Source organism: Gramella jeungdoensis (assembly GCF_023805255.1).
GTDB classification, from domain to species: Bacteria; Bacteroidota; Bacteroidia; order Flavobacteriales; family Flavobacteriaceae; genus Christiangramia; species Christiangramia jeungdoensis.
The window spans coordinates 718,038-734,168 of record NZ_JAMSCK010000002.1 but is presented as its reverse complement, the minus strand read 5'-3'; the positions used below and the strand labels follow the sequence as shown (position 1 = coordinate 734,168).

Here is a 16,131-nt window from a genome sequence, read left to right as displayed (position 1 = left end):
TTTACTTTTTATTGAGGAATCCTTTTAAAATGCTTATTATTCTATAACTTCGAGTATTCCTTAAATTTTTTAGAGAGTTTTCAAGCTGCAAGATTTTGTGATTTTTTTTCTCGAGTTGACAATGGTAAAATTCGATTAATTTATCAATAGCTATATAATTTGCCAGTATCCGGTACACTTCATTTTCATGTTCATCATTAAGTTCTACATCTGAGTTTGAGAAAGGAGTGCGATTATAAACCAAAGACTCATCTATAAATTTTACTTCAACATTTTGTTGAGTTACGTGAAGCCATAAAAACCAGTCTTCTTTGGAATCCAGCTCGACAGGAAATCTAAAGTTTTGTAAAGTAGAGCGGTCAAATAATCCGCAATGAATTGGAATGTTAAAGACATCATCCCAGTCATTCAAAATACTATCAAATGTAAGCCGATCTTCATTTAGCTCACAATATGGAGGTAATAATTCATCTCCTTTATTTTTAAACATTTTGAAATTGGTGACCACCAATTGTTTACCTGACGGTTCTAATTTTGAGACCGAAAGTTCAAGTTTTCTTTCATCCAATAGATCATCCGAATCAAGGAATTGGATATATGCCCCTTTTGCATGGTCCAGGCCAAAGTTCCTGGCCCGGCTTCTTTCTCCGTGATCTTTGTAAAAATACCTAATACGTTCATCTTTAATCGAAAGTACCGTTTCCTTTGTAGCATCAGTAGATCCATCATCAATAACAAGGCATTCCCAATTTTGAAAAGATTGACCCACCACCGACTTTAAGGTTTGTAGTATAAGTTCTGACCGGTTGTACGTGGGAATTATTATGGATACCAAGGGATTTTGCATGGTGAATTTATCATTTTGAGTCTCCTGATTTTTTACCGATTAATATCCGAAGCATAAAATTATTAATCTTACGTGCCAGGAAATTTTTCTGAAGTTCAGTACACATTTTATATCTGCTAGAATTCAGAGAAGCTCTTGCCTTCATTAATTCGCGATAATCTTCCATGAATGGAGAAAAATCATCACTTAAAACTTTTTGTCTTTCTTCTTTAATTAATTTTTCATTTTTAACACTAGAACTAATACCATCTAAATAATAGACTGACAAAGTCTCATCAATTTTTAAATAGGAGCTATTATACTTACATATACTATTAATAAAAAATTTCCAATCCGATACTATCTTAAGGCTTTCGTCATAAAATCCCAGTTTGTCAAAAAGTGTTTTTTTAATAAATGTAGCAGGATGAGGCAAAGTATCTTCTACAAAATGAGAAAAACGAAGATTTTTGGGATAAATGGCAATTTCACTCACACCTTGCTTTACCATTACAAGGTTAAAATATATTATATCCTGGACCTTTAAATAGCCATAGTTTTTTTTTAAGCTCTCGTTATCAAAAAAATGGTCACCACTATTTAAAAATAATAAATAAACCCCATTGGCTTTTTTAACCCCCTTATTCATAGCATTATAAATACCAAGATCTTCCTCACTTATCCAATAATCAATTTGTTCATTGTGCTTTTCAAGGAATTCCCTGCTCCCATCATTTGATGCTCCATCAATTACTAAATATTCAAAATTCTTATACTTCTGGGCCAAAACACTATTAACAGTGGTTCGCAGACCTTCCAAATTGTTCAGGTTAACAGTAATAATAGATATAAGGGGCTGTGTGGTCATTTTTTTATTTTAGGAAATGATCTTTATAAACCCTGGTTATTCCTTCTTCCAACTCAATACTATAACTCCATCCCAGGGAATTGATACGAGAAACATCCAGAAGTTTTCTTGGGGTTCCATCAGGCTTATCCCTGTTCCAAATAACCTCCCCCTTAAATCCAACAATCTTTCTTATAATCCCGGAAAGTTCCTTTATTGAAAGATCGTTTCCTGTTCCTATATTTAAACTAATATTTCCATCATAAGTTTGCATGAGGTGATAACAAGCTTCTGCCAGATCATCCACATGTAAAAATTCACGTCTGGGTTCCCCTGTCCCCCAAAGTTCAACCGGCTTACTGTGACCGGTTCTTTCATGATCAATCTTCACTTCATGAAATTTTCGAAGCAATGCAGGAAGAACATGCGAGGTATTAAGGTCGTAATTATCATTCGGACCATAAAGATTTGTTGGCATTACCGATATGAAGTTACAACCATATTGCAGATTATAATTCTCACACATCTTCACACCCGCAATCTTAGCGATAGCATAAGGTTCATTCGTGGGTTCAAGTTTTCCACTAAGCAAATATTCTTCTTTTATGGGCTGGGGACTCATTTTCGGATAGATACAGGAGGAAGCCAGGAACAGAAGTTTTTTTACTCCATGTAAGTAACTCTGATGAATCACATTATTCTGAATCATCAGGTTTTCATACAAAAAATCCGCTCTGAATGTATTATTAGCAACAATTCCTCCGACTTTTGCCGCTGCGAGAAATACGTATTCCGGTTTTTCATTTTCAAAAAAAGTTGCAACTGCCCTCTGATCGGTAAGGTCGAGTTCTTTTGAAGTTCTTAATACAAGATTCGAAAAACCTTCTCCTTCTAGTTTTCGGACCAGCGCCGATCCTACCATCCCGGTATGTCCCGCTACATATATTTTTGATCCTTTTTCCAAAATATCACTATCTATTACTATTCACTCTTCACTTTTTCACTTTTCACTTTTCACTTAAAACTTATTCATTATAATTCAGAGTGTCGTGCCCGCCATCCCTTAAATACTTCTCCCTCTCAAAAAGTTTCAGGTCGGCTTCCACCATCTCTTTTATAAGGTCCGTAAATGAATACTTGGGTGACCATTTAAGTTTTTTTCTGCATTTTGAGGCATCTCCTATAAGCAGATCTACTTCAGTAGGCCGATGATAATCCGGATCTATTTTGATCACTTCTTTTCCTTTCTCCAACTGGAACTCAGGATTGGAACAGGATATTACTTTTCCTGTTTCCTCCAAACCTTTTCCTTTAAATTCAAGCTCAACTCCAAGTTCTGCAAATGCCTTAACCACCAGCTCTCTTACAGAAGTAGTTATACCAGTCGCGATCACATAATCATCCGGCTCATCCTGCTGTAGCATTAACCACATGGCTTGCACATAATCTTTCGCATGTCCCCAGTCCCTTCGGGCATCAAGGTTCCCAAGAAATAAAGTATCCTGCATTCCCAGGGCTATTCGTGCAGCAGCCCGAGTAATCTTTCTTGTTACGAAGGTCTCGCCCCTAATAGGCGATTCGTGGTTAAAAAGTATTCCGTTACAGGCAAACATATTATATGCTTCCCTGTAATTCACTGTGATCCAGTATGCATATAGTTTGGCAACTCCGTAGGGACTTCTTGGATAAAAGGGTGTATTCTCATTTTGTGGTATTTCCTGTACTTTCCCATAGAGTTCTGACGTAGAGGCCTGATATATCTTGGTTTTTTTGCTTAAGCCCAGTAAACGTACTGCCTCCAGTAACCTAAGGGTTCCGAGACCATCTACATTTCCAGTATATTCTGGAGTTTCAAAGCTTACCTTAACATGGGACATGGCTCCAAGATTATAGATCTCATCGGGTTGCACCTCCTGGATGATCCTGGTAAGGTTCATGGAATCGCTCAAATCCCCGTAATGCAACCTGAACCGTAGATCCTTTTCATGAGGATCCTGGTATAAATGGTCTATCCTGTTGGTATTGAATAAAGAGGACCGTCTTTTTATGCCATGGACTTCATATCCCTTTTCCAGGAGAAATTCGGCTAAATAAGCTCCATCCTGACCCGTAACTCCAGTAATCAGTGCTTTTTTCATATTATTTATTCAATAACCTAAAAATTTTCTCCTTTATAACAGCCTTCATTCTTTCCTTAAAGTTATAATTTTCAAATTGATTATTATTAAGATGAATAAAATGAGAAAACGCCAAAGTTTTTTTTGCTGTTCCCATATCATATTTATATTCTCCATATTCCATTAAGAATTCAGGTCCTAAAAAATTGGCATATCCATCGAGAAATTCCATTTGGAGCTTTGACAATTCCAGAATCCTGGATTCAGCCTTAATCTTCTGATAATCCTTATTAGAATTCAGGTAAGGATCCCCAAATTTCCCCTTGTACTTTACATTATTATTTATCTTCAAGATATCACTTGTAAATGTGACATCCATCCAGTAATACAAATTTCGGACTACAGATTCAGTATTATTTAAAAGATCCTCATACCGGAGAAAGTAATTCCTAGAATTATCCTTATTATTTTTCTCAAATTCAGTTATACGTCCCGGTCCAAAAAGTAAGTCTCTTTTATAGGCCGTGAGAGCCTGCATTTGTTCCACGTTCCAGGTCTTAAAAATAGAACGAGCTACTTCAATTGGGTTTCGCTTTATTACAATAATTTTACTTTTGGGAAAAAGCTCCCTAATTTCAGGAAGAATTTCCCAGTATCTTGGCGTCTTATCAATAACATATCTATAACCTTTCCCCAATGGCTGATATAGGTCAAGGAGAAATTTTTTCTGATGTTCGAGAAAATTAAAATCATTGTGCTTGTTCAAATATTCCTCAAAAGCGTCTTTCGCCAAATTATTATCAAAAGTTGAATGAATTAAAGACGGTTTAATTTGATTAGCATAATTAAGTAGTATCCAAGATTCGCTACAGGTATTTGTATCGCGGTTATTGGAAAGTAAAGCCTGCAAGAATGTCGAACCGCTCCGGGGAAGAGATATTATGAATATTAGATTTTCCTCTTTCAAAATTTTGAAATTTATGTTAGGAAAAAGTAAAGGAATTTGGAACCAAAACGCCCTCTTTCAATCCCTGTTCTTTTCCAGTTCCAAAAAAATTCCCTCCTGCTACTTCAAATTCAAAGGCATTTTCAATATCATCGATTATGTGACCAGAGGAAAAACAAGTTAGCCGAATAGAGTATCTTCCATTAGGCAGAGGAAATTTTGGGACTGTACAAACAATTGTACCTCTTTCTGTTTTCATAAGATTTTGTGCCTTAGATGAGAATTCATTGTTACAAAGAAACCTTACGATGCCCCTGTTATCCATAAACATAAGTCTGATCTGGACCGAATAAAGGTCAACATTAACCTTGTAAGTGATCTCAAAATTATATGTCTCTCCTGAAAGGAGGGTACTCATTACCCCACCTTCCGGGATGGACACATTAATAGTTGAAAACCTAAACTCCCCACTGCCATGGCGGTCCTCTCTGGTTGATAATAACTCCCTGGATCTTTGAATACCTGAATTTAAATAGAAATCAATACCGTCTTTAGCATCTCCAGTAAATGAAAGTTTTCCATTCTCTAACACCAGGGTTCTTGAACACAATTGCTGGATACTTCCCATATTATGACTTACAAAAAGAACAGTTCTGCCTTCTCCTGTAGAAAGATCCTGCATTTTACCTATTGCTTTTTTCTGAAATTCGGCATCGCCAACTGCAAGAACCTCATCTATAACCAGGATTTCGGGTTCCAGATGAGCAGCAACGCCAAAGCCCAGCCTTACAGTCATACCACTACTATATCTCTTTACCGGGGTGTCTATATATTTTTCACAGCCGGAGAAGGCTATGATCTCGTCAAGTTTAGATTTTATCTCATCGCGGGTCATTCCAAGAACAGCTCCATTCATAAAAATGTTCTCCCTCCCTGTTAACTCAGGATGAAAACCCGTCCCGATCTCCAGTAATGAAGCAATACGCCCTTTTGTACGGATAACACCAGTAGTAGGTGAAGTAACCCGGGATAAAAGCTTTAAAAGGGTAGATTTACCGGCTCCATTCTTTCCTATAATTCCCAAAACTTCACCTTGTTTTACCTCAAAACTTATATCCTTTAAAGCCCATACATAGTCTTGATCGGCCATAGCTCGACGATCGTTCATGGCACCTACCTTTAGAAACGGATCTTCCTTTCCTCTTATATTATACCACCAGCGTTTTAGATCGTCACCTATAGTACCGACCCCTACCTCCCCAAGACGATATTGCTTTGAGATATTATCCGCTGTTAAAATAATGCTCATTTTAATTTGTAATTTGGTTTTCTAAAAGATCGCTTTATACGGTTGATAATTCTTTTAATAAGAGAAAGTTTAAAATCTGGATAAGGAAAGTCCTTAATTTTTAAAACATATGAACCATTGGTGACTGACATTGGTTTTTGCATAAGTCTTTTTTCAATTATGAGCATACTTGGATAATAATGCAAGCCATATGTAGATTTCGTAACCTCAGTCGGCCTGAAGTTATCTTCTCTGGAATTCCATGCGTTTATATGATCAATTAAGTTTTTGCTATATTCGATAAAAGTTTTACTCTCTCTATAACCACCGCCATAATTAGGCCAGTAAGAGGTATGTAGATCCTCACACAAATAAATTCCATCAGATTTCACATGATCAAAAAGTTCCTGAAAAGAAATTATTTGTTGATTCATGGTATGTCCTCCATCGTCTATTAAAATATCTACCTTCGGAAGTTTCTGTTTTAAATCATTTAGGAAATTTCTGTCCTCCTGGGAACCAATAAAGATCTTAATATTTTCTTCCTCGAATTGCTTACAATCAGGATTAATATCTATTCCATAAATTCTGGCATTCTCTCCAAAGTATTTCTTCCACATTTGTAAAGATCCTCCCTGAAACACACCAATTTCGAGAATATGCACCTCTTTGCCGCGGTATTTTTGAAACCAGAAATCATAAATTTCAAAATAATGTTCCCACTTATCTATACATCTACCTTCATGTAACTCAAAAATTTGTTTCAATGATTCCTGATTTTTTACAGATGAGATATTATTAGAGTTATGCATATATTCCAAATATTATATAATATGTAATTTTTATTATACGATATTATAATTCATTTTCTCAATGTATTTAAATAGTTCTAATTATTACTATTTTCATAACTTTTTTCACTTTCCCGAACCTACCAATATCTCTCCCAATTCTAATCATTGGACGAAACTAACTGCACCACCTCCATCATCAAACTATTTAATCAAACCGTTTTTAAGATTAGTTATTAAGTGTTTTGCAAATTTTGGATTGAAAATAAATTGTATCATAAAGTTTAGTATATCACCTTTTTTTAATCGATATATGATCAACTCATAATTTAACTTTTCAGTTCTTATTCGCCATGCTTTTTTGATGCTCTTTAAATTCCAAGGTCGGCATTCTGAAATATACTTCATCATTTTCTTTCTTCCCAAGAATTCCATTTTCACAATTCTATATCTATGGTTCTCCCGACCAGCTCTTGCGATCACACTTAAAGAATGCTCTCTAAAATAATTTATAGGCTCCGAAAAAAAACCCACTTTGGAATTGCAGAGCAATTGAATATAGTAATACCAGTCTCCGATCAAACGAAAATAGGGCTTAATTTCTAGAGGGAGTATTTTTTGCAAACTATCTCTTTTAAAAATCACTCCACTAACATTAGGAATTACATTTTTATGGATAAGATAATTTTCAATGAATAAGTTTCCATCCATAATAAAATCTTCCATAAAAATCTTACTCTGAAAATCTGAAGTATGTTTAATCCAACTGCCATTTATCCTCCCAGTAGAATCTATCCGGTGAGATTGACAAAAGACTAGAGCCAGATCCTTATATTTAGAATGAAACCCCACCATTTTTTCCAGAAAATCAAGGTCCGCATAATCGTCACTTTCCGCAATCCAAATATATTTTCCCTTTGTCAAATTCAAACCTTTATTCCATTGCTTAAATGGATAGCCACTGTTTTCCTTATTTATTAGACAATAACTTACCTTAGGATTTGATGAATATAATTTAAGAATTTCCGAACTACCATCATCGGAGGCGTCATCCAACAATATAACTTCAAAGTCCTGAAGCGTTTGATTAAAGACGCTATTTAATCTTTCATTGAGGTAAGGTGAATGATTATAATTTGGAACAATTATACTTACTAAAGGTTCCGAATTACTTATCATAGGTTTATTTAATAGGTCAGAAAATAAAAAATTGAATTCCTGTTTAATAGGCAAAATTTCACTTAATATATTTTCACTTCCAAATATCCTAATTAATTTTAAATTGCACTAAAGCACACCCTTATAACTTTAACCTACTTTTTAAAAAATAAAAAGCTATTGCTAACATGATTATCTTTTCCAAACTAGGAAAAAAAGGAAATCTGGGAAACCAGTTGTTTCAAATAGCTTCTACCGCAGGAATCGCTGCGGAGAACAAACAAAAATACGGCTTTCCTGATTGGGAATATTCCGGCTTTCTCAAAAATCAATTACCTGAAATAAACCCATCCCTAGCTTACAACGAAGTTTTTGAAGAACATTTTTATTATCATAAATGGAATCTTAAAACTGGTAATTATGATTTAAATGCATGGTTACAAACAGAGAAGTATTTTGATAAAGGAGTTCGGAACCTGCTTGCCTTTCATCCGAAAATAGAAAATGAACTTTTAAATAGCTTCAAAACATTATTTGAGAAAAAAACAATTTTAATCAGCGTGCGAAGAGGGGATTTCGTAAATCACCCTTTATATTTTCAACTTTCCTATAAATACTATTTTCTAGCGCTCTTAAAATTCTTTCCAGACTGGAGGGATTTTCAACTAATCTTCACTAGTGACGAGATAGATTATTGTAAATTTCATTTTGGACATCTCCCAAATGCATATTTTCTGAAAAACCATGGGCCGTTTGAACAACTTATCATTAGCTCACATTGTGATCATTTTATCATTAGCAATTCTACATTTTCCTGGTGGCAGGCCTGGCTTGGAGAAAAAGAGCATTCTGTTATAGTAAGACCCGTAAAGAATCATAGAAATACGAAATATGTTCAATTTGATGATAGAGACTACTTTCCCGAGAGATGGAAAGTTTTTGACCATAGAAAAAAAGCAATTCCTTTAAAATATATCAAGATGGCCTTAAAAGGAGATACTTATCTTTTTCGAAAGTTTTTAAAAAACAAAACCAACGGACTTAAAAATCGAATAAACAAACTATTAGCTAAAGGGATTTGAAGTTATCATTTTTTTATTTTAATGGTAACTTACCTACTATCAATTGGCTCCGCGCAAATTTACTATTTAAAAAAAGTGGAAGTTTTTGCTCGTTTTTAAGTGCCCACTTTGCATACCTCCCGTTCCACTTCCTGTTTTTTATCAGATTTCTAAATCTATCCAATGTCCCTACAGGTTTTATTAGACATTCTTCAAAGAATTCATTTACGGCTTTCTTAAAATGGGCTGAACTGAATGACCTATCGGGATGAGGATCCTCTTCCTTCCATTTTCTAAAGGCTTCTCCCCTGAATTTTGAAGGTCGGTTTCCAATAGGGATATACCATCTTAACTCATCGAGCAATTTTGAATTTACCGCAGGTTCAAAAAAACGGGCCTCTCCATCAGTTTTTAACAGTCTAGCTGTTTCTTTAAGGAACTCCCGTTCTACCGGGAGGCTAAGATGATGTAAAAAAGCTTTTCCTATTACAAAATCGAAAGAACCTGAAGCCAAATCGTTATTCAAAAAATCGCCTTCCACAAAGACGATTGGATGTGAAAAATCGAAGGATCCATTAAGTTGTTCTACAATTTTTCCGCTTGTACTGGCAATATCATTCGCATAGACTCGTGCTCCAAGAGCAGCCATAATTGCAGCGTTATTGCAATCTCCACAGCCCATTTCCAGCACCTTTTTCCCCTTTATTCTGTTTCTAAAATCATTTTGATAGAGAGCAGACCAGCTGGTTTCATAATTGGTTACGAAGTCGAGATAACCCTCAAGATTGTTTAACCAGTAAAGAATATTATTCAAATTATAATTTGCATATACCTTTTCGTAATGCTCCTTATTCTTCTGCTGATTTTGCTCATACTCCTTCATATATAAACCTTTTTAAAAAGGGGCTGTATTTATAATATCATCCTGAACTGTCCTTAAAATTTCCTCTGAAATCCTGGAAGGAGAATTATTGATAAAATTAATGATATCTTTTTTAGCTATCATTTTTTCCATTCTTAAGGGAGAATATTGGGGAATCTTTACCGACTGAAAATAATCACGATATTTTATATCATCCCCGAATACATTATCTGAAAATTTCACCCATACTGTCGGTATGCCATACGCATGTGATACAATAATTCCATGAAGAGAGGAAGAGATACAATGCTCACATTCCAGTATCTCCCGTGTAGTTTTTTCGATATCTAGTGTCATTAAATCTATCACTTTAACATCTGTCATATTCTGGTACATGTCATTGACAATCATATAGTCATTATAATGAGGAATAATTCCTAACTTAAATTGCTTATCAACTTTAGGTCTGAAGAATTTCGGAAGAACCAGGGCGGGATCACCATACATTTTGGGACAATCCATACCCGCCTCCTTAATTTTCCTATATGTTTCCGGACCTCTTACCAGTCTATAATCGGCTGGTTTTAAATCAATATTCCAGCTAATAATTCCACTTCCCCATACAATGCTTTTGCTATTAGCATGATGGATAATACTGCCTGCCGCCAGATAATTCAAGCGCGTTTTTTGAAACCATTTCTTTCTGGGGTTCACCCATTTCACCTCCTTACCCGATACTTTTTCTACTATGTATGCAGAAAGTAAATCCCCATAATTTTCCTTTTCCTTAAAAAGGAATTTTATTTCGCTCCACCAAAACAAAGGTATCTTTTCTCTGTTTCTTCCCATCACTATACCGTATCTATAAAGTTTTTCTCGGTCTTATTAAAAATTATCAGGCCAGTAAGAAATAAAATTATCGCAAAACACAGTGGATATAAAAGGGTATATAAATTAAAGACTCCTGTATCCAGTATAATATACCTAAAACCTTCAATCACATGAGTAAGCGGATTCCCTTCTACTATCCACGCATATTCCGGCATTTTTTGTGTCACTTCACTTAAAGGATAAGGAACTGCTGATATATATAATAAGAGAGAAGTGGCGAAACCCACTAAGATTGTCAAATCCCTGTATTTAGTGGTAAAGGCAGAAATGATCATTCCCGATCCCAGTCCTAAAAGTGCCATAATAACAACATACACTGGTAAAAGGAACAATAAAGCATTAGGAGAAATTTCATAGCCTTGATATATATAATAAAGATAGAAGATTATAAGAATAAGAAGTTGTATCCCAAGCTTCAGTAAATTGGAAATTACGGTACTCAATGGCATAATAATTCTGGGGAAATAAACCTTCCCAAAGATTCCGGCGTTGGCCCTGAAAGTATTGGAGGTCCTGCTCAAACACTGGTTAAAATAATTCCATGCAGTTATTCCGGTAAGATTGAACAGAAATGGTGGAATATTTCCTGTGGGGATACTGGCAATATTATTAAAAACCAGGGTAAAGATAATGGAAGTAAAGAGTGGCTGTATAAAATACCACAAGGGACCCAGAATGGTTTGCTTGTATACAGTAACCACATCCCTTTTTACAAATAAGATAAGAAGATCACGATACCTCCATATCTCTTTGAAATTCAAATCGATCAGCTTCCGCTTGGGGGAGATCTCATATAACCAGTCAGAATTGGAATCGCTCAAACTATAGAATTACTTTGATCTACGAATTTAAAAGAATACCCGAACAATCCTTATCCCAGAGGAAAAAATAAATTCATGTTTTAACATTTATCTGGAAAATCATATCACATTTTAATGATCCTCCCAATTTTAAAATCTTTCTCATATTTGTAACGTAAGGAAATACGTTTATGGCTAATAAAAATAGGGTACTGGTCTTTTCGATCGCATTGGGCGGATACGCTTCTCTTTTCAGAGATTGCATTGAGTCACAAAAGAAATATTGTTCCAGATTTGATTTCGGGTATATAAATTTAAAAAAATCTCCATATGTTCTGGCTCCAGCCGAAGCAGCCTGGCTCAAAGTTTTTTTATTAAGGGAAGCTCTTTCATGTGATTATGACTATATAGCCTTTGTAGATGCCGATTGTGAGATAAGAAAACATGCTCCTTCTTTTGTGGAGGTTCTCAGGAAGAAGCCATCCAAACATATATTTATGTGCCATGGTTTTTCAGGCAGAATAAATTCGGGAGTGATATTTTTGAAAAATACACCTCAAGCCCATACCTATCTAGAAACTGTTCTGGACAACCGTCATAAAAAAGTACCTGAAGAAGATAAGGCTCTATATGAAAATGGTCATATGATACATTACGGAAAAAATAATGCCGATGTTGAGATTCTGGATTTTAAGAAATGGAACAACAATCATTATTTAGACCCCACAAGTTATATTCAGCACTACAGTGGAGGAATACTGCGGGAAAAGTATTTAAAGTCCCACACCCTGGCCAGAAAAAGGTACAAATTAACCCAAAAAATAAGGAAATATGGACGTAAATTTCTTAAGAGAACTGAACAAGGAAAAGAAAATGGATTAGAAAAATCTTTAGAATTCTTCAGGAAAAACTATAAGGAATTAGATTGTTCTAACTAACCATTTTCTTACTCAAAGTTTCTCATAAATTTTCTCCAGGACATTTTTAATTGGTCCCATCTACTGGGTGCAGCACCATAATAGCCTTTAGCATACCTGTTATATCCATAACCGTATCCATAACCGTATCCATAACCGTATCCATAACCATATTTAGCCCGGTGGACAAAATGGTTTAACACAAAGCTTATATTCTTTACTTCCTGCTTCTTATATTTTTCATTGATTGTTTCCAGCATCCCTCGCTTTGTATAATCCTGCCGAACCAGGTATAGGGTTGCATCTGCATATTTAACAAGATTCAGGGCATCGGCTACCATTCCAATTGGGGGTGTATCCAGAATTATATAATCATATTCTTCCTTGAGTCTGTCCACCAAAGAATTCATCTTTTCGGTCATTAGCAATTCTGATGGATTGGGGGGAACGGGACCGGAAGTAATTACATCCAGATAAGGGATCTTACTTTGCTGAATGATCTCTTTCGCGGATGCCTGGTCAATTAGATAATTAACGATACCCAGATCATTATTCAATTCGAAATCATCAAATATCTTAGGTTTCCTAAGGTCAACCCCAACCAGTACTGTCTTTTTTTCACTTAAAGCAAATACTGTGGCCAGGTTCATGGCACAGAAGGTTTTTCCTTCTCCGGAAACTGAAGAGGTAATCAATACCGTTTTAGAACCTGTAACCCCCTGCCTTTTGTACATGAATTGCAGACTTGAACGCAACCCCCGGAAGCTCTCTGCTATAGAAGATTTTGGGGAATTAAAAACCGCTAGATTTGAATCCAGTTTGTTTCTTCCAATAAGTCCTAGAATAGGGATAGGTGAAAGTCTGGTAATCTCCTGGGCATTATGAATATTTGTATTTAGAAATACCAGTAGAAAAACGAATGTCAATGGGATTATACCTCCAATCATGACCGCCATTACATAATTTAGCTGAGTATCCGGACCAATTCTTCCACCACCAGTATCTTTAGCTTTATCAATTATCAACACATCACTTACATTCGCAGCCTTGATCAACCCTGCCTCACTTCGCTTTTCCAGAAATAGATTATAAGTGCCCTGGTTTAAATTATATTTTCTTTGAATCTTTAACAGGTCCTGCTCCTCCTGAGGCAATTTTTTAACTTCAGTCTCCAGCTGCCCCATCTGGCGGTTAATATCATTAAGTTCAGTCCTTAAAAGTCCCTTTGAAGACTGAATATTTTCCAAAAGAATAGATTTAACAGAGTTAATCTGTCGATCTATATCATCAAATACAGGAGAGTTTTCTTTTAATGTGTACTGATAATTACTACGTTCCTCAGCAAGTTCAATGATCTTTCCCACCCCTCCGGCAATACTACTTTCATTTATTCCTGCAACAGAGGGAGCGGGAACATTCGAATAATCATCACGGGTTTGAAGGTAGGTTTCTAAATTATCATAATAAGAAAGCTGCCTTTTAATATCCTCCTTCTGAATATCAAGATTGGCTAATTTGCTGGATAATTCTCCACTTTCTGCTGAAATATTAAGTATAGAATTCTCATTTCTAAAATCATTAAGCTCCTGCTCCACTTCCTTCAGTGCTGCCGATTGCACTGCCAAACTACTATCTATAAATCTAATGGTCTTAGTGGCAAAAAGGTTCTTCCTTTCCAGCATATTCTCACTAAGCACGGCTACCGAACCATTCAGATAATCAACAATCCTGGCTTTATTTAGCCCGGTCTGATTTAAATTGAGTACAGAAGAACCCTGGGACTCTGGATACACATTCACGCTTCTATATCTTCCTACAGCTCCATCAAAGGGTGTGAAATTCACATAAAAGACCTTTCCTACCTGGAGGGGTTGTCCGGTTCTTTGAAAATAACCTGAGAAAAATGGAAGAACTATATGTTCCCCAACTTTAAAATTCCTGTCAAAATCCCTGGTCTCTACAATACGACTATCAGTTTCTTTAGTTTTATAATTAGTTCTGGAGAGATTTTCTGGAATTTTAGCTTTAATATTAAAAGTAAGCTCATCTATAAAGCTAATATTCATAGTCACATTATTGGCTTGAAAAGCGGCAGTGTCCGCCACTATCCTAAATGGCGTTTTACCATAAGCATCTACTCTTTGATACTCCCCATCCTCTAAATAGTTAATATAGAATTGCAGCTTCTCCACAACTTCTTCATTATGTGTACGAGACCTTAAAATAGTAATAGCTGTATTAACCTTATCGGAAGTTCCTCCCCAGTTAAAAGTCAGACTGGTGTTGGAGGTAAAAAAAGGATTTTGGTCATCTTTAATTGATATGGTATTCCCCAGCCTATATACAGGTAATTTACGCACATTATTATAATAGGCTACTGCAAGACTTATTCCTACTGAAAGCAGTATTAACTTCCAGTAGCTAATAACCTTAAGAATAAAACCTTTAAAATCGAAGGTTGAGCCTACATCTGATATGTGATCATCTTCATGCGCCATTTATCTTGTAGTTAGGAAATAAATTGAAGTAGCTAAAACAATAAGGCTGGACACTGTTCTAAAAACTTCAAGTCCTGTAGTTCCCAGTCCCAGAGCTTTTCTTGGCAATGGATTTACCACGATCATATCATTAGGCTGGATATAATAGTACGGACTTTTCATAATATCTATATCTGTAACGTCTACAGTATGAACTTCTTCCCCTTGTGGATATTGTCTGATGATCTGGACATTTTCACGATCTCCATAATCATTTATACCTCCGGCATTAGCAATTGCTTCCATAATAGTAACTTGGTCTTTATAAACAACCTGGCTACCCTGACCTATCTCCCCAAGCGTAGTATAACGTATCCCGGCCAATTTAACTGTAACGAATATATTTGCTTCTTCTTTAAAATATTCATCCAGTAATTTCTGTTCTATCTTTTCCCGTACCTCCTTTTCTGTAAAACCAAGTACATTGATCTCGCCCATGGTGGGAACCCTGATATTTCCATGATCATCTACTGTAAACCCATCAAAATAAACCGCTTCCTCGGTAGTTGCATTTGGATTGGCTTCTCCCACGGGATTGAACATCCCTACCAGTTCCTGATCCAGAGCCTTAACCCTTATACTTAGCAGATCCCCTACCTGGATTCGATAAGGCTGGCGTAATCTTTCAACCTTAATGATACTGTCAACCTCTTCCTCATGTTCCTGAAGATAGGACATTTGCTTGGTAGACACGCAGGAACTTAAGGCTAGCAGGGTAGCGAATAAAAACAGTAATGATCTATATCGCATAGGGGGCTTCACATAGTTTTAACAAATATAGTTTTTACAGGCTAATAATAAAATAATCCGGGAATTTTATGATTTCATCGTCTGCAGTGGAGAGTGGAGAGTTAGCGGTTTTGCGTTTTCGTTGTGCGTGTTGGGTTGTGGGTTGTGGGTTGTGGGTTAAATAGCCTGAAACAGATTCAGGGTGACGCTCAAACTAAATATTAAATTCGTCATGCTGAACTTGTTTCAGCATCTCAGCATTTAGAACCTTTCATTGCTTATTAATAGTATAAATATGCCCATGCTTCGACAGGCTCAACATGGCAATACTATCCAGCTTTTGGAAAATCATGACAGACAA

The 16,131-nt window shown here is 35.8% G+C and carries 15 protein-coding genes; 2 read left to right on the top strand and 13 right to left on the bottom strand.

The window, feature by feature from the left end:
* Position 1: 1 nt before the first annotated feature.
* From NE848_RS07415 to NE848_RS07380, 8 genes are all read right to left on the bottom strand, one after another.
* Positions 2-847, bottom strand: a complete 846-nt coding sequence (locus NE848_RS07415; protein WP_252112005.1) for a glycosyltransferase family 2 protein — start codon at positions 845-847, stop codon at positions 2-4.
* Between the two features lie 10 nt (positions 848-857).
* Positions 858-1,694: a glycosyltransferase family 2 protein gene (locus NE848_RS07410; RefSeq protein ID WP_252112003.1), complete on the bottom strand. Its 837-nt coding sequence runs from the start codon at positions 1,692-1,694 to the stop codon at positions 858-860.
* A 4-nt stretch (positions 1,695-1,698) separates the two neighbouring features.
* A complete protein-coding gene (locus tag NE848_RS07405) occupies positions 1,699-2,637 on the bottom strand; it encodes a GDP-L-fucose synthase family protein (RefSeq protein WP_279343997.1) in 939 nt (312 codons plus the stop codon).
* Between the two features lie 61 nt (positions 2,638-2,698).
* On the bottom strand, positions 2,699-3,811 hold the full coding sequence (gene gmd, locus NE848_RS07400) for a GDP-mannose 4,6-dehydratase (protein ID WP_252112001.1): 1,113 nt from the start codon (positions 3,809-3,811) through the stop codon (positions 2,699-2,701).
* Between the two features lies 1 nt (position 3,812).
* The gene (locus tag NE848_RS07395; protein WP_279343996.1) at positions 3,813-4,757 is read right to left on the bottom strand and encodes a sulfotransferase family protein; all 945 of its coding nucleotides are present in this window, start codon (positions 4,755-4,757) and stop codon (positions 3,813-3,815) included.
* Between the two features lie 16 nt (positions 4,758-4,773).
* Positions 4,774-6,045 carry an ABC transporter ATP-binding protein gene (locus tag NE848_RS07390; RefSeq protein ID WP_252111999.1) on the bottom strand — a complete coding sequence of 424 codons (1,272 nt, stop codon included), beginning with the start codon at positions 6,043-6,045 and terminating at the stop codon, positions 4,774-4,776.
* Positions 6,042-6,791, bottom strand: coding sequence for a class I SAM-dependent methyltransferase (locus tag NE848_RS07385; RefSeq protein ID WP_252111997.1), 750 nt, complete (start codon positions 6,789-6,791; stop codon positions 6,042-6,044). Before NE848_RS07385 ends, NE848_RS07390 begins: the two co-directional genes overlap by 4 nt.
* Before the next feature lie 228 nt (positions 6,792-7,019).
* The gene (locus NE848_RS07380; RefSeq protein ID WP_252111995.1) at positions 7,020-7,994 is read right to left on the bottom strand and encodes a glycosyltransferase family A protein; all 975 of its coding nucleotides are present in this window, start codon (positions 7,992-7,994) and stop codon (positions 7,020-7,022) included.
* A gap of 167 nt (positions 7,995-8,161) precedes the next feature.
* On the opposite strand from NE848_RS07380, the gene NE848_RS07375 reads away from it, so the two are divergent.
* Positions 8,162-9,055: an alpha-1,2-fucosyltransferase gene (locus NE848_RS07375; protein WP_252111992.1), complete on the top strand. Its 894-nt coding sequence runs from the start codon at positions 8,162-8,164 to the stop codon at positions 9,053-9,055.
* Between the two features lie 13 nt (positions 9,056-9,068).
* On the opposite strand, the gene NE848_RS07370 is transcribed toward NE848_RS07375, so the two are convergent.
* Genes NE848_RS07370 through NE848_RS07360 form a run of 3 tightly spaced genes read right to left on the bottom strand, consistent with a single transcriptional unit; the run spans position 9,069 to position 11,608 of the window.
* Positions 9,069-9,917, bottom strand: a complete 849-nt coding sequence (locus NE848_RS07370) for a class I SAM-dependent methyltransferase (protein WP_252111988.1) — start codon at positions 9,915-9,917, stop codon at positions 9,069-9,071.
* A 12-nt stretch (positions 9,918-9,929) separates the two neighbouring features.
* Complete coding sequence (locus tag NE848_RS07365) at positions 9,930-10,745, bottom strand: polysaccharide pyruvyl transferase family protein (RefSeq protein ID WP_252111985.1); 816 nt, start codon at positions 10,743-10,745, stop codon at positions 9,930-9,932.
* 2 nt (positions 10,746-10,747) lie between these two features.
* Positions 10,748-11,608: an ABC transporter permease gene (locus NE848_RS07360; RefSeq protein ID WP_252111983.1), complete on the bottom strand. Its 861-nt coding sequence runs from the start codon at positions 11,606-11,608 to the stop codon at positions 10,748-10,750.
* Positions 11,609-11,778: 170 nt separating this feature from the next.
* Between NE848_RS07360 and NE848_RS07355 the strand changes: the two genes are divergently transcribed.
* Positions 11,779-12,525: a hypothetical protein gene (locus NE848_RS07355; protein ID WP_252111981.1), complete on the top strand. Its 747-nt coding sequence runs from the start codon at positions 11,779-11,781 to the stop codon at positions 12,523-12,525.
* Positions 12,526-12,533: 8 nt separating this feature from the next.
* On the opposite strand, the gene NE848_RS07350 is transcribed toward NE848_RS07355, so the two are convergent.
* Positions 12,534-15,002: a polysaccharide biosynthesis tyrosine autokinase gene (locus tag NE848_RS07350; protein WP_252111979.1), complete on the bottom strand. Its 2,469-nt coding sequence runs from the start codon at positions 15,000-15,002 to the stop codon at positions 12,534-12,536.
* Positions 15,003-15,791 (bottom strand): polysaccharide biosynthesis/export family protein, encoded by a 789-nt coding sequence (locus NE848_RS07345; RefSeq protein ID WP_252111977.1) that lies wholly within the window; start codon positions 15,789-15,791, stop codon positions 15,003-15,005.
* Between the last annotated feature and the right edge of the window lie 340 nt (positions 15,792-16,131).

Bases quoted from the DNA above. Each gene is read 5' to 3' on its own strand.
- NE848_RS07415 (WP_252112005.1), bottom strand. From the start codon at position 847: ATGCAAAATCCCTTGGTATCCATAATAATTCCCACGTACAACCGGTCA.
- NE848_RS07410 (WP_252112003.1), bottom strand. From the start codon at position 1,694: ATGACCACACAGCCCCTTATATCTATTATTACTGTTAACCTGAACAAT.
- gmd (WP_252112001.1), bottom strand. From the start codon at position 3,811: ATGAAAAAAGCACTGATTACTGGAGTTACGGGTCAGGATGGAGCTTAT.
- NE848_RS07390 (WP_252111999.1), bottom strand. From the start codon at position 6,045: ATGAGCATTATTTTAACAGCGGATAATATCTCAAAGCAATATCGTCTT.
- NE848_RS07380 (WP_252111995.1), bottom strand. From the start codon at position 7,994: ATGATAAGTAATTCGGAACCTTTAGTAAGTATAATTGTTCCAAATTAT.
- NE848_RS07375 (WP_252111992.1), top strand. From the start codon at position 8,162: ATGATTATCTTTTCCAAACTAGGAAAAAAAGGAAATCTGGGAAACCAG.
- NE848_RS07370 (WP_252111988.1), bottom strand. From the start codon at position 9,917: ATGAAGGAGTATGAGCAAAATCAGCAGAAGAATAAGGAGCATTACGAA.
- NE848_RS07365 (WP_252111985.1), bottom strand. From the start codon at position 10,745: ATGGGAAGAAACAGAGAAAAGATACCTTTGTTTTGGTGGAGCGAAATA.
- NE848_RS07355 (WP_252111981.1), top strand. From the start codon at position 11,779: ATGGCTAATAAAAATAGGGTACTGGTCTTTTCGATCGCATTGGGCGGA.
- NE848_RS07350 (WP_252111979.1), bottom strand. From the start codon at position 15,002: ATGGCGCATGAAGATGATCACATATCAGATGTAGGCTCAACCTTCGAT.
- NE848_RS07345 (WP_252111977.1), bottom strand. From the start codon at position 15,791: ATGCGATATAGATCATTACTGTTTTTATTCGCTACCCTGCTAGCCTTA.